Genomic DNA, 13615 nt, shown 5'->3' on the forward strand with positions numbered 1-13615 from the left:
GTTAAATGATGTAATTACGGAGATATAAGATAAAAGGGATGCTATACTGTATTGCGTTCTATAATACGGTACTCAAGCTTGCGGTGAACGGGTTGTCCATCATTTCGCTGGATCTGATCATAGATAATCCGAAAAGCGGATATGCCCATTTCAGTTAACTGATTATCTACAGTGGTCAGACCTAACGTTCGGCCGATAGGCTGATCATCAAATCCGATGACGGCCAGATCCTCAGGAATGCGGATACCCTTTTTCCAAGCTTCGATGATTAAACCAGCCGCTATATGATCGCCTGCTGAAATAATCAGGGCATCAGGACGATTCTTCATCTGCAGCAGTTGGTGTAGTACGCGGGCACCGTCCTCTTCGGTCACACAGTTATAGATCATCCATTCATCAATGTAAGGCTGATCTGTAGCCGCCAGAAAGTCTCTAAAGGCAATTTGTCGGATAGAGCTGCTGCTGCCGTATGGTCTTCCTTCACAGTAGCCAATATGGCGGTAACCTTTATCATTCAAATATTGAAGGCCGCTGCGAAAAGCAGAATAATGCTCAATATATACAGAAGAAAATTGGCGTTCTCCTCTATCCTGACATACCACAATAGGGCCATAAGCTGTATATTCTTCAATAGCTTCTGAGCTCATTGTTGAAGAGACCATAACCACACCGTCAATTTCTTTATTGCGCAGCATCTCAAGCACCTTAATTTCTTCTTCAGTACGATAATCGGTTTGGCACAGAACGAGCCGGTATTGAGCCAGCAGTGCTTCTTGAGCCAAGCCTGCTATAATGACTGAGAAATAAAATAAGTTGGTATACGGAATAATAACAGCTATAGCTTGAGTCCGCCCAGTGATCAGATGCACAGCGTTCATATTACGCGTGTAGTTTAATTTTTCAATTGTAGTTAGAACTGCGGTTCGTTTGACTTCACTTACATAAGGGTGATTATTGAGCACCCGCGAGACTGTTGTCACGGAAACACCAGCCATACGGGCAATTTCTTTAATATTAGCCATTAGAGTACAACAGCCTCCCTTTGGTGCTTGTGTATAGTCATTTTATTTTATCATATTGTCCGCAAATAACCTCCCAAATAAAAAGCTTGCTATGGAATCCATTTCATAAATTAGACTGTAAATGCAAGAGATTACCGGACTAAACCGGCGTAACCACAAGGGCGTGACGGACCGGTAGATCTATTGTATTAATAAAACTAAGCTGTTCGTGAAGCTTTTGGCGATCTGTTCCGAAGCAGCTCCCACACAATAAACAGCAGGACAAGCAGCTGTGGAAGCAAGGTTTCCCAAGTTGGATACATGCCAAGCCAGTTAATTGAAGGCAAGCCCTCTTGTACATGCGCAGGAAGTTTGCCAGCGACCTGAAGCGAGTGAATGCTCTCCCCAAGAAAGCGGAATACTAGGTAATAAATAAGAATTGTAGCTGTACGGAAGAAGGCGGCAATCGGTAATTTTGCACTCAAGGCAATCATTGCATAACCTACAATACCAAGAATAATCAGAGCACATCCAATCCCAAGCAGTAATTGAGACAGCTTGATGGATGGAGCCATGCCCACATAAAAAATAGTAGTCTCTGCACCTTCACGTAAAATCGCAAGCGCTGCAACGGAGGACAGTGACCAAAGGTTTCCTTTGGCCAGCGCGCCATCAACTTGCCTACCCACGTAGTTGTTCCAGTTCGCAGTGTTTGATTTGCTATGCAACCAGCGTCCGATGGTGAGCATCATAACTACCGCGACAAGACCAGTAATCCCTTCAATCATCTCCCGCGCTCCCCCGGAAGCTGCCCGAGAAATGGTATAAGTGAGCACAACAGCCAATCCGATACTTGCGGTGAGGCCGACAGCTGCACCGGACCAGATCCATTTTTGCGCTTTGGCGTTGCCATCACGTTTCAGGTAAGCAAGAAGAGCTGACAAGACGAGAATAGCCTCAAGTCCTTCGCGCAACAGAATCAAAGCGGCATCCCAAGCATTATAAGTGGTCTCACCAGCCAAAGGCGTTAGTTCACTAAGCATATTGTCCATGATGGTTAAAGCTTGATCCAGTTTAGGTGGATTTGAGAGCAGGTAACCTGTGACAGCCGCACTCTCGTTTTCGATATTGTTGTAGACTGTTGGTGAGGCGATCTGGACTTGCCCTTCGGCAGAAGGCCAGGCTACGATGAATTGCTCCATGATGTTAGCGGCCTCTGTGCTGTTATTGTCTTTGGCAGCGGAGGATGCTTTGTTCAGGTAGTTGATTAATCCCTCTATAGAAGCTGGTTCACTGGAAGTGTCCCCAGCGTCAATGGTTTTGCCTTCACTGTAATCAGCCAGCAGCTGATATAGTGCTTCTGCTTCCGATTTCGCCGACGCCTCACGGAGCGGTTCAGCCTGCAGCGCAATCCGCAGCAGGCTTATTCGCGTCTCCAGCAGGCTGTAGACGGCGGAATCGTCCGCCCGGATGTTGCGCTCCGCCGGCTTCCATCCGCTGACGATGTCGCGGTACGCTGCCGCTGCCGCGCTCCAGTCGGCGCTGCGCGCCGCATCCCGCGTGCGTTCCGCCGCGGGCAAAAGCTTCGCCGCCGTCTCGCGTCCGGCGGCTCCAGTGTCACCGCCGACCGTGCCGGAGGCGGCGGTGACGTACGCGTCCACGCTTCTCGCGAGCGTGGACAGTGCGGTTTTGGCGGGCTCGCCGCCGCCCGCCGCAAGGGCTTTCGCCGCGTCTGCAAGCGCGGCGTCAACGGCAGCAGCCGGACCGGCGAGTGCCGGGTCCGGCGTGCCTGTGTTCGCGGTGCGCCACAGCGCAGCGAACACTTCTACATCGGCGGCGGCCGCGTCCCAGCGGCTCTGGCCGGCTTCGACGAGCGCGCTGCCGACCGGCGGCAGGAGCTCGTCGACCGTGCCATCGCCCTCCGCCCCCGCGGGGCTGGAGAGCAAAAGCATACACAAAAAGCCAAAAAGAATCAGCAAGGCAACCTTTGGCATTTGCCGTTTAGGATGCGTAAGAGATAACATCGGGATAATCCCCCTTCAATAATGGACAGCCATAAATTTAGCTTAGTAGTGTTTCCCCGATAAAGCCGCCACTGCGGATACCCGGGAAGCAGGCAAATACCGCGCTGCCGGTGTGAGTCATATATTCGTTCAGGAGATCAGTCTTAGAGAGGCGCTGCTGAATGGCAACGAATTGTTTCATTAAATCACGTTGAAAGCTTATGAATAACAAACCTGCATCAAGCTGGCCCGTGGTGACATCCAAACCGCTGGAAAAAGAGTAGGAGCGGCGCAGCATTTTGACTGTACCGTCACCATGCGCCAATGCGGAGTGTGAATTCGCCGGAATGACAGGTTTCCCGAAAGCGTCCGCCGCTGAAAGATCCAACTCATCGAATTCATCCTTAGCTCCGAGTGGAGCTCCGGTGTGACGATAACGCCCGAAGGTAGCCTCCTGATCACTTAGCGAAGACCGATCCCAGACTTCAATACGCAGACGCACCCGGCGTACCGCCATATAAGTGCCGCCGCTCATCCAAGAAGGACCGTCACTGCTGCTGTTCCAGACCACTTTGTTCATTTCAGCGTTATCAGTTGTATCGGGATTGCCCGTGCCGTCTTTGAAACCCAAAAGATTGCGTGGCGTAGCCCCCTTGGGATCCGCTGCTCCAGTGCGTTGAAAACCTTCCTGTGTCCAGCGTAGTACAGCAGTCCCCCGGGCAATACGAGCCAGATTGCGGATCGCATGAAATGCAACCTGCAGATCATCGGCACAGGCTTGCACACAAATATCCCCGCCACACCATTTCGGATCAAGATTGTCACCCGCAAATGCCGGAAGATCGGCCAATAGGGCTGGGCGTTTCGAAGCTAAGCCGAATCTTTCATCAAAAAAGGAAGGGCCAACACCAAAGGTCAGCGTACACCGTGCAGGGTTTAGCCCGTCCGCTTCCCCGGTGTCTGAGGGCGGAAGATTGGGATTGTCATTTACGTCACCAATAAGCTCGCCAGTAGTAAGAGCGGCAGCGGCAGTGGTCCATGCTTGCATTAGTTTTTTCACATCGGCCAGTTTGGTTGTGGTGAAATCAAAGGCAGCAAAATAAATAAAGTTTTGTGCAGGTGTCAAAATTCCCGCCTGATGGCTCCCATAAAAAGGAATGGAACTGGAATCACCTTCTGCGGCTTTCGTTGGCTCAGCTACAGCATTACGCGCAGCTATAATTCCACCGACACCTCCGCCCCCTAACAAAAGACCAAGGCCAGTGGCGCCAGTAAGCCGCAGCATATCGCGGCGGCTTAATTTTTTACCAAATATAGGCTGATTCTTCGATTGATCATTAAGAGGGGGACTTTCAGGATTACCTGGTACTCCAGTGAACTTGTTATGTTTATTCATGAGGGTCACACTCCTAGAATAGTTCCCATGTTGGACAATGGCTCAGCCAAGGCGTCCAAATTCTGACTCAGTTTACGTACTTCATCTTCTTTCAGCTCTTCATAGGAAACATATCCATCTCCGGATTTGAAAGGGGCAAGCTCAGCTTGCAAGGCAGCGAATCGTTCACCAATGGTTTTTTCAAGATCGGCATCCTTTTTAGCTAGTTCTGGTTTTAACAGCTCGTATATCTTTTGCGCGCCCTCAACGTTTGCGACGAAATCATACAGGTCTGTGTGCGAGTAACGTTCTTCCTCTCCGGTTACTTTGGAGGAGGAGACTTCATTTAAAAGCTCAACAGCACCAGTTACGAGCAGATTCGCGTCGATCTCAACGGTCTCAACTTTCGCACGTAACAGCTGTGCATCCTTCAACAATTGGTCAGCAACTTCTGTCATATCTTTAGTTGTATTGTCCTGCCAGAGTGCTTTCTCAAGCTTGTGGAAACCGCGCCACTCTGCCGCATCTACATCATTTTCCCGGGCATCGATATTTGGGTCCAAGTCGCCAAGTGCTTCTGCAATAGGCTCAATCCGTTCATAATACATGCGGGCAGGAGCATAGAGCGCCTTAGCCTCATCAATCTTGTCCTCTTTTACAGCGTTGGTGAAACTCTCTGTTTGCTTAACAAATTCATCACATTGCTGGATGACGTATGTGCGATATTGATCTATAGCTGACGTGAAGTCAGCGGCGGCAGTCTCCGGTGTGTTGGTAGCCGCAGCAGTCGTCGGTGTGTTGGTGGCTGTAGTGCTGTTGGTAGCAGTATTTGTAGAATTGTTGTTATTGGCACATCCGGTAAATAGTATGGAGGCTGCAAGCAGACCTGCAGGCACCGCATAAGTAAATTTCATTAAAAAAACACCCCTTTTTTATATCTAAATGATAATCGTTATCAATTATGCTGGACTTATCATAAGTCCGTATACAATTACTGTCAATATAAAAATGTGATGTATCTCATTGTAATAATTGCCCGACAAAAAACTCCCAGGGTTGGGAGTATGGTTTGTGGTAATGTATCCGATTACAATTGAAAAAGCAGAATAGTAACCGCCCCAGCGAACAAGCGAACGTACACAGTACTATGTAATCGGCCCAACTATTCTCTTCGCATATTCAGCAACAACGAACTCAGCTCTAGCCCCAGCGAACCTTTGCGCGTACGCAGCAGTAAAGGCCCCAGCGAACCTTTATGCGTAGTCAGCAGTAACCGACAAGTTGATCTTTGGGCATACGCAGTAACTAAAGGACTCAGATGACACTAAATGCAGCATTATTCGATATTTGAGTCGCTATCGGACCGCATAGTCACTATTGACTTGAAAAGTACCGAATATGGGCCTGTTTCTAAGGAATAGCGTCACTGGAGTCCGAAACTTCGCTCAAAAGGCGATAAATTTGCAAATAACGCCATCTGGGTCCGAAAGCCTCAGTAGGGGCTGATGAATACACTATTGGAGCGGGCAGCCGACGGTCCACAACATAAAGCAGCGATTCCCATTAATGGCGAATCGCTGCTCTATATTGTTTACGATGTTTAAATGAAGCGAACCGTCTCATTTATAGTTAATTAAGCTGTTAATGCGACAGTCCCATTCTTTGAAGGTTTGATCTGCTTAAGAATAAGATCAAAGGTCATCTGCTTTTTATCGTTCATTATGGGATTCATGATCGGCAGAGGGTTGGTTTTCGAACACTTCTGCAGCTTCCTCTGCAGAAAATTCAGGTTCGAATTTACCTACGAGTGGTAATTTGTTTAATTTCGTAGTTTGTACTTCTGCTTTGGTGGGTTGATTGTTTTTTGAATGGCTCATACATACACCTCCTTTAATAAGGAACAACAAACCGTAGTTTACCCTGAAAAAAGATGTTCTTATTCATGAAAATTTCAGGCTTTTGCATTTGAATGAACTAAGCCCATTTTATAATTGTTACAGCACCATTAACATCAACAATACATAATATGTTTTGACTGTATCCCTTTACCTTGTTATACCAAACAAACCCAGGGCAAGGAGGGGTGACACCATTGAAGGGGAACGAACACCACAGCAAATTTCTGTTGACTCATCGTGAGCGCGAAGTTTTTGAGCTTCTCGTGCAGGACAAAACGACTCGTGATATCGCTGGCTTATTATTTATCAGCGAAAAAACAGTTCGAAACCACATTTCCAATGAGATGTGGTTTGAAATACACCCATTCTCAAAAGGCTAAAACCCTTGATTTCATTGGTTTTTCAAAATTTGTATGTCTGATGTACAAGTTCTTAATAAGAAGAGGCAACTGTTCGGAACTACCAAATAGTTGCCTTTTGCATGTCAATCAGACTTGGAAAGTGAAATGAAAAAGCTACAGAAGCGAATTGCTGACAATCGAAAATGCCTATTTAAACTGCGACGTGAGAAGATGTCAGGTCAGTTCCATGATGAGGAACAATACAATATGGAGAAAGCGATATATGAAAAGGAAGTTGTACAGTGCGAGAAAAGGCTTGCAGAATTGACAGAGGAACAACGTAAAAAATCCGATTTAACCGAACTTTGTGAGCAGGTAATGGATATGCTTGATGAGCTACTAGATCTGGATTTTGATTCATTCGATGAGATGCAGCTTATTTTGAAAAAGCTGTTGTCTGAAATTAAAGTGAGTCGTGATGGTGATATTCAGGTTGTGACTAAATTCGGGTTGTCGCTACTGGAATTGTGAAGACAAATCTGGGCTTCCTCATATTTAATGAAAAACAAGTGATGCTTAAACCAGAGCATCACTTGTTTTTCATTAGTAGGTTTTCTCCATAAAATAAACAGTATTTTGACATTGACATTAATACCTATATGAACTTAAGATGAAGGTAACAATATTATGGTTTTGTGCAATCTATTTCATATTTTTGTTTCAACAAAAATATAATTATGTGTAATATTAACGCATTGGTGAGGTGAACCGTGGAAGACAGACTTGTTATTAGAATTTCTGTAGAAGAGAAAGAGGATTTAGCTTTGATTGCGAAAGATTTAGGACTATCTTTAAGTTCTTTAGCAAGAAGACGTTTATTAGGGGATGATCTGAAAGAAATGTACTTTCAGCTAATAAAAGATAGAATTGATCAACTTCAACCTGGGAAAGAGTTCACGTTGAAAAAAATATTGCCTGTCCATTGGAGCTATCTCTCCAAATCCGACAGGGAATATCTAGTTACATCAATAGAAGATGAAGCTGATGATGAAGAACTTCAGATCGAAGTCGTGGAAAGAAAAAAACGCGGGAAATGTAAGTTCAAAAAAATCGAAGACGATGACGATGATTTGGATTTCAGTATTTTTTCTTATGTCAAAACTAAAAATGATGGGAGAGACGATGAATGAGTGCAGAAACAATTTATTTGCTGGATGATATTCGGATACACGTTCAGGACTTAATTGATGAGATGGATGATAACTGCGATGATTACCTGAAACAGATGAGGAAAATCATTCGAAAACGACATTCTTGGAAAAAGAAGGAGGTTAGAAGGAGGATACGTAAACTCTCGTATACAATGACTGCACACTATATTGATATTGTTGAGACACTTAAGAAATGCAATGATTACCTTTATCTGAGCAACCATGGATATGCTAATGGTGAAAAATATATAAACAATGTGCTAGTGGATGTGGATGAGCTAAAGGATATCAGAAGACGAGTTAAAAATCTGCATATTGATGAAATAAAGAAATTATATCGAAAACTAGACCCATTTAAAAATGAGCGTAACCAGTTCGCACATAAGTTGAATAAATTCCTTCCAATTTCGTTAGTTAAAAATAAAGACCAAATGGTGCAGATACTAAAATCATATTTGGAAATTTTAGATAAAATAACGGATAGAAATGAAGTCAAACAAATGGAAAAGCGAAATGCTTTTATAGACATAGCTCTTCAAGATATGGCTGAATTGCAAACTAGTGAAAAAAATACAAACACCTCTTCTCGTGATTCAATTCGAGTTCGGCTTATACCTTTGACACAGTAATGATTACAACTAGTAAAGATTATACACAAGCTCACGTTTTAACATTAATCAAAAAACTATATTCTCTTATACAGGAAGCAGCAAAGCTTTACATCGAATCAAATTTTTGAACGAGAGACGTATAAGAGCGAGTAGATTAATTAGTTAAGTGAGCGACTGCTATCGAATAGTTTATAACCTCGTCAGATGGCGTCTGACGGTTATAAACTATTGAGAAGGTTAAAAATCAATGTCCATCAATTGTTCGGACTGACTTTCCAAACGTACTAATTCTGATTCACTATATTAAAGCAATCTCGTTTTGCACTACACCGCCAGCAGGAACAGTTAATTTTCCCCTTGGAAAATATTCCGTCGGATCCCCCCATCCCCATTGTTTACTGACACATTTCTTGCTTCTAATGACCCGATTCCAGTAATACATTCAATATCTCGATTGGTTTGACAAGGATATATAAGTCCATTAAGCTCCTTTGGGAAACAGGTGTTTCAAGAGAATAAAGCTTCGAGCTAAGCGTGATGGGAATCTTTTTAAGTGTCATTAAGCTCATTTAATTAACCCCAATAGTATATTCCATTAGTCCGCTTTTTGTTGTTGGGTCTGGATATGAATTTGATCTGATACGATGCTGTGAAGAATATTGATGCTATCTTGTATAATAATATAGTTTTTATCCTGATAAACACGTATATCTTTCGCTTGCTTAACTTGATCATTAAACAGATAATCAACGGTTACATAATCCATATCAAACTGGGCAAGTTTTTTGCCAAAACTGCCTAATTGATAAGCTGTGTGCATTACAAATAACAGTGAAAATACGATAACAAGGAGACCGCCTAAACTGCCATATAGTTAAGTTTGAAATACATAACAATGCTAGAGTCAGGAACCATTATTTTTATTAGTGTTTAATTGAGTATCCATTAAAATAAGGAAAAGAAAAAATAGGAAGAAGCCGTTGCCAAATCAAATCTGGCAACGGCTTCTTATGAAAGATAGCAGAGAGTATAGAAATTTTATTCTTGTTTACTGCTTTGTCTTCTTAAATTTTGTACCGCCAGAGTAAGATTTTGTTTTTTGTCAGCTTCGCTCCATTCATCCCAGAACTTCACTGAACCAGAATTTGGTTTGTATTCTGGTTTCTGAATTTTTATTCTGCTTGGTAACAAGCATGAATCACCGACTACAATTGCCTCACCAATTCCAAGAGTCGGAAGTTGATCCTGAATGCCACCAAGATTTTCAGGTAGCAAGTTCGCAACTGCACTTTTGTCAGACTGGTTTGACAAGCGCAGAGCAACGACATTATTGCATTGACTCATTACTGTAGTGTTTAGTTCAGACGGACGCTGACTAATAATGAGTAAGCTAACACCGTACTTTCGTCCTTCTTTGGCAATTCGCTCAAAATGCGCCAGTGCTCGTGCTTCAGCAGCATCAGCTGCCATTCGGTTAGGCAGATACAAATGTGCTTCATCGCAAACAAGTGCAATCGGATGCCTCGAGCTGCTAGCCGACCATTGCTGCACTTGAAAGACCAGACGGGCAACTAAGCTAAGAACAATAGGCAATATATCTGAGGGAACTTCGCTAAAATCTATTATTTTTACACCAGGAGTATGATCATCACTTGCTTTCATTAATTTTTCGATTAAATGGTCAAGGTAACTCACAGCTAGCTGCTCTTGTTTTAAAGCGAATAAAAAGCCGTGTCGTCGATCACTTCTTTTAGATTGAAGTCGAGGTAAAAAGCGATTGAACTTTCCGTTGAAAGGGCCATTGACTGGTCCCTTTTGACCTTGAACTTTTTGTTCATTTAATTCAGTGATTGTGTAGACTACATCGTCTAAGCTATATGGAACAGGACTATCGATAGTAAAAGTGTCAAGTTCTTGTTTCATACCTTCTTTTTCTAGTACGGTTCTTTTAGCACTAATTACGGCATTGCTAAAAGCCATAGTTTGATTCGGAGCATTTTCGTCACTCCTGTCTAATATAAGAGCTAACATATCTTCATATCCCAGCAGCCAGTAAGGTAGGAAAAGCACGTCCTCTTTCGGATTATCTAAATCTCCTGGTCCCGCAATTCGATAACGAGTAATGTTAGGGTGAGCAGCCAAAGGTTCGTATTCTCCATGCAAATCAAAAATAATCATGTTGGAATCTTTAAGCCCCGCTACTTGCTCAATAATTCTGGCTACAGTCCACGATTTTCCTGAGCCTGTAGACCCGACGACCATGGCGTGTCTTTGGAAAAATGCGTTTCCATCCAGTAGAGCGTGAGCATTTGCCGCCATTGTATATGCACCCAATGATAATGGGGTTTTCGATTTGGCGGTTTCATCTGCGATTAAGCCTGTGAATAATGTCATATATTCGTCAAATAACAAAAAACAATCTGCTCCAATTTCAGGGAGGTTTTCGACCGCTCGTGTAAATGACGGTCGTTCTCTTCCTGCACGAGGTCCTTTAAGAGTGCCTAGAGCAGTGATGGTAACATCATTGTTGACATTACTACCTTCTGCTGGAAAAGGCTCATCTTGCTCATATTCGAGGCGAACTACTCGCTCAATGCGTCCAACCAAACGGGTGTTTGGATCAGAAGTGTTCATGATAACATAGCCGTTCACATTGATTTTTCGAAGTTGATCTTCACTAGAAGTTGAAACATTTACACGATAGCTATCGACTTTATTCACATATCCTACAAAATGGTCATTATTGATATTAAATAGATCTAGGTGTTGCTGCATACGATTCAGCCCCCCAAGCTTGATTTAAAAGTTCAGTAAACATCCAATGATTCGGTTCTTGCAGGATAAAGGGTTCAAATTTATCGCTGATAATCTCGCTGTAATCCCCTATTTTTTGTACTGCTACGAAATTTTTTATTGCCCCTCTTTCAATCAATGCTTTTGCAGTAGTAGATAGTTCCATAGCTAATATAATTTTTGGAATAGAGTCATTTCGCAATAGCGGTTCAAAGCTACCCTGAATGTGCAAATCATTAAAACCAAATCCTAGGAACATTAGAGCATTACATCCACTCAATGCCTGCTTCATTTCAGAAAGTATCGTATAATATGGCTCCATGTGTGTCTCAAGATATTTCCCTGTTCCAGGGGTTACAATTGTTGGCGTAAGTCGAACCTGTTCTAGAAGTGGTATTAAATGTGTACCGACTCCTGGCACCTTCATAACGTCACCATTAGGGATTTTAAACCAACTCAGCGATCCATGGGGCTTATAAATTCGCAAATGAGGATGGGTAATATTATTCAGGTTCTTACCAGTTTTTACGGTCCGATTCATTTGTTCATTCAACTTGTTTATTGAGAGAGGAGAGCCGATCGATCCTTCGTTAAATCCATCCCAAATTCTCCAATTCGCTTTTGAAGCAGACCATTCGATTAAGTGATCATAATTTGTTGTTATTATGTTGATGACTTTTGTATTGGAAGTTATGTATTTTAAAAAGTACCGAACAAATCCTGTCGGGTCGGAATTGGTTGAAATATCCAGTAACAATTTTTGCTCATCCGTTGAAATGCAACACCAAGTGTGTAAAATGATTTCTTGCAGAAGTTTATTGCTTACAGCCTCACCCGAATTCTGAAGCACTTCCTCGAGACCTCTACCAACTGCTAGTTTAGATTTGATATCATACCATGCAGTTCTTTCATGTTCATTCAATGTGTCCACCTGAACATTTGATGATAAATAACTAGCTAGTTTCCCCATCCCTGAGATTCCAGCGCCTGCAGATATACCACTTCCAACGATAAGTACAGGGTTTAATTTGAAAGTCTGATCAATAAAATTAGAGTATTTAGCTCTCATAGCAGTTCCCCTTGAGTTTACGACAGAATATACCAGTCGTTCTTATACTCAAAAAGTTCGACATTTCTCACGAAAAGCCTGCTGCAGTACGGGGAGTATTTTAATTAATGGAATCCTGATGTTGGTCGAACTACTTCTGAATTTGCATATACTTTGGTTCTTAACGAGGAACTCAGACCTATACAGTGATCAATCGAAGTTTTCATGCTAAAATGAACAGGATTTATTATCTGTAGAAATAATACATGGTAAAGTGAAATTCGTATCCAATAATTAGGAGGTCAAACGTGTGACTAAATGGTGGATGGTGCGTGCAGGTGATAACAATGAACTTATACCTCAATGGGAATCAAAGAATGTCGTGTCGATTGGTTGGAATCAGTTAGGCGATCCGAAATCATATGCATCAAGAGATGCTATGATACAAAAGGCTCACGTGATTTATCACGAATCAAAACCTGGATCTAGAATTCAATGGGCAAGTCAAGTTTGGAAGTTCAGTCGTGATATTAAATCTGGAGACAGAATAGTAACATACACGAAGGAATCTCGAGAATATTTAGTTGGAACTGTCACAAAATCTCATGAATATAATCCCTCCCTTATAAGCGATTACTACCCAAATGTTATAAGCGTGAAGTGGGAAGATAAGCGCGTTTCTCGTGATCTGCTATCGCAAGGAGCGAAGAACTCACTCGGGGGTATTTCTACTGTATTTCGTATCGATGATTGGGGAATGGAAATCGATAATCTGCTATTAGGTAACATACCTCCTGTGATAACCGATGATGGACAAGACGAAGAAACGAACAATGCTGAAGAGTTTATTCAACAAGCAAAAACGATGATGGAGGATGCCATTGATAAACTAGATCCTTGGCAAATGCAGGATCTAGTGGGTGGTTTGTTATCAGCCATGGGATACCAAGTTAAGGTAAGTCCAAAAGGGGCAGATGGTGGTGTCGACATCCTTGCACATCGTGACGCCTTTGGATTTGAGAGGCCAATCATTAAAGTGCAAGTGAAGCATCGTAATTCTGCAAGTAATGGAGCTGAAGTCCAGCAATTACTTGGTACTACTCCTATGGATGCTAGCAGCATCTTCGTTTCAACTGGTGGATATACTGCATCAGCTAGAAAAGTTGCGCAACAGAATGGGGTTAAATTACTAGATCTTAGTGAATTAGTCCAATTAGTTTGTGAATGGTACGAAAAACTCCCAATTAATTCTCAACAATTAATTCCTTTACAGAAAATATATGTACCTCTGAAGGTATAGTATATCCGTAATATAGAGTAAAGAAATAAGTAAA

12 protein-coding genes are annotated in these 13615 nt (G+C 42.8%); 5 read left to right on the plus strand and 7 right to left on the minus strand.

Going from position 1 to position 13615, the window contains the following annotated elements; all coding sequences use genetic code 11:
- Positions 1 to 41: 41 nt before the first annotated feature.
- The 5 genes from MHH49_RS15240 to MHH49_RS15260 all read right to left on the minus strand — a co-directional run bounded on the left by MHH49_RS15240 (position 42) and on the right by MHH49_RS15260 (position 6256).
- Entirely contained in the window at positions 42 to 1022 is a 981-nt protein-coding gene (locus MHH49_RS15240) for a LacI family DNA-binding transcriptional regulator (RefSeq protein ID WP_036679686.1), read from the minus strand.
- 197 nt (positions 1023 to 1219) lie between these two features.
- The gene (locus MHH49_RS15245) at positions 1220 to 2995 is read right to left on the minus strand and encodes an FTR1 family iron permease (RefSeq protein WP_076103740.1); all 1776 of its coding nucleotides are present in this window, start codon (positions 2993 to 2995) and stop codon (positions 1220 to 1222) included.
- 67 nt (positions 2996 to 3062) lie between these two features.
- Entirely contained in the window at positions 3063 to 4400 is a 1338-nt protein-coding gene (gene efeB / locus MHH49_RS15250; protein ID WP_036679684.1) for an iron uptake transporter deferrochelatase/peroxidase subunit, read from the minus strand.
- Between the two features lie 5 nt (positions 4401 to 4405).
- Positions 4406 to 5293: an iron uptake system protein EfeO gene (gene efeO / locus MHH49_RS15255; protein WP_036679682.1), complete on the minus strand. Its 888-nt coding sequence runs from the start codon at positions 5291 to 5293 to the stop codon at positions 4406 to 4408.
- Between the two features lie 795 nt (positions 5294 to 6088).
- Entirely contained in the window at positions 6089 to 6256 is a 168-nt protein-coding gene (locus tag MHH49_RS15260) for a hypothetical protein (RefSeq protein WP_169744806.1), read from the minus strand.
- Between the two features lie 215 nt (positions 6257 to 6471).
- On the opposite strand from MHH49_RS15260, the gene MHH49_RS15265 reads away from it, so the two are divergent.
- The 4 genes from MHH49_RS15265 to MHH49_RS15280 all read left to right on the plus strand — a co-directional run bounded on the left by MHH49_RS15265 (position 6472) and on the right by MHH49_RS15280 (position 8458).
- Positions 6472 to 6657 (plus strand): helix-turn-helix transcriptional regulator, encoded by a 186-nt coding sequence (locus MHH49_RS15265; RefSeq protein ID WP_341138227.1) that lies wholly within the window; start codon positions 6472 to 6474, stop codon positions 6655 to 6657.
- Positions 6658 to 6783: 126 nt separating this feature from the next.
- Positions 6784 to 7149 (plus strand): hypothetical protein, encoded by a 366-nt coding sequence (locus MHH49_RS15270; RefSeq protein WP_341138228.1) that lies wholly within the window; start codon positions 6784 to 6786, stop codon positions 7147 to 7149.
- 239 nt (positions 7150 to 7388) lie between these two features.
- Positions 7389 to 7808 carry a hypothetical protein gene (locus tag MHH49_RS15275; RefSeq protein WP_341138229.1) on the plus strand — a complete coding sequence of 140 codons (420 nt, stop codon included), beginning with the start codon at positions 7389 to 7391 and terminating at the stop codon, positions 7806 to 7808.
- On the plus strand, positions 7805 to 8458 hold the full coding sequence (locus tag MHH49_RS15280; protein ID WP_341138230.1) for a hypothetical protein: 654 nt from the start codon (positions 7805 to 7807) through the stop codon (positions 8456 to 8458). Before MHH49_RS15275 ends, MHH49_RS15280 begins: the two co-directional genes overlap by 4 nt.
- A gap of 1020 nt (positions 8459 to 9478) precedes the next feature.
- Here the strand turns inward: MHH49_RS15280 and MHH49_RS15285 are convergent.
- Together MHH49_RS15285 and MHH49_RS15290 are read right to left on the minus strand one after the other, a co-directional pair.
- The gene (locus MHH49_RS15285; protein WP_341138231.1) at positions 9479 to 11215 is read right to left on the minus strand and encodes an ATP-binding protein; all 1737 of its coding nucleotides are present in this window, start codon (positions 11213 to 11215) and stop codon (positions 9479 to 9481) included.
- Entirely contained in the window at positions 11190 to 12302 is a 1113-nt protein-coding gene (locus tag MHH49_RS15290) for an SIR2 family protein (protein ID WP_341138232.1), read from the minus strand. Before MHH49_RS15290 ends, MHH49_RS15285 begins: the two co-directional genes overlap by 26 nt.
- 289 nt (positions 12303 to 12591) lie before the next feature.
- On the opposite strand from MHH49_RS15290, the gene MHH49_RS15295 reads away from it, so the two are divergent.
- On the plus strand, positions 12592 to 13581 hold the full coding sequence (locus MHH49_RS15295) for a restriction endonuclease (RefSeq protein ID WP_341138233.1): 990 nt from the start codon (positions 12592 to 12594) through the stop codon (positions 13579 to 13581).
- The last annotated feature ends 34 nt before the right edge of the window (positions 13582 to 13615 follow it).

It is taken from the genome of Paenibacillus sp. FSL F4-0122 (assembly GCF_038002845.1).
Lineage (GTDB): Bacteria > Bacillota > Bacilli > Paenibacillales > Paenibacillaceae > Paenibacillus_AQ > Paenibacillus_AQ odorifer.

Excerpts from the sequence above, each read along its gene's own strand:
- MHH49_RS15285 (WP_341138231.1), bottom strand. The coding sequence starts at position 11,215 with ATGCAGCAACACCTAGATCTATTTAATATCAATAATGACCATTTTGTA.
- MHH49_RS15290 (WP_341138232.1), bottom strand. The coding sequence starts at position 12,302 with ATGAGAGCTAAATACTCTAATTTTATTGATCAGACTTTCAAATTAAAC.
- MHH49_RS15280 (WP_341138230.1), top strand. The coding sequence starts at position 7,805 with ATGAGTGCAGAAACAATTTATTTGCTGGATGATATTCGGATACACGTT.
- efeB (WP_036679684.1), bottom strand. The coding sequence starts at position 4,400 with ATGAATAAACATAACAAGTTCACTGGAGTACCAGGTAATCCTGAAAGT.
- efeO (WP_036679682.1), bottom strand. The coding sequence starts at position 5,293 with ATGAAATTTACTTATGCGGTGCCTGCAGGTCTGCTTGCAGCCTCCATA.
- MHH49_RS15245 (WP_076103740.1), bottom strand. The coding sequence starts at position 2,995 with ATGCCAAAGGTTGCCTTGCTGATTCTTTTTGGCTTTTTGTGTATGCTT.
- MHH49_RS15270 (WP_341138228.1), top strand. The coding sequence starts at position 6,784 with ATGAAAAAGCTACAGAAGCGAATTGCTGACAATCGAAAATGCCTATTT.
- MHH49_RS15260 (WP_169744806.1), bottom strand. The coding sequence starts at position 6,256 with ATGAGCCATTCAAAAAACAATCAACCCACCAAAGCAGAAGTACAAACT.
- MHH49_RS15240 (WP_036679686.1), bottom strand. The coding sequence starts at position 1,022 with ATGGCTAATATTAAAGAAATTGCCCGTATGGCTGGTGTTTCCGTGACA.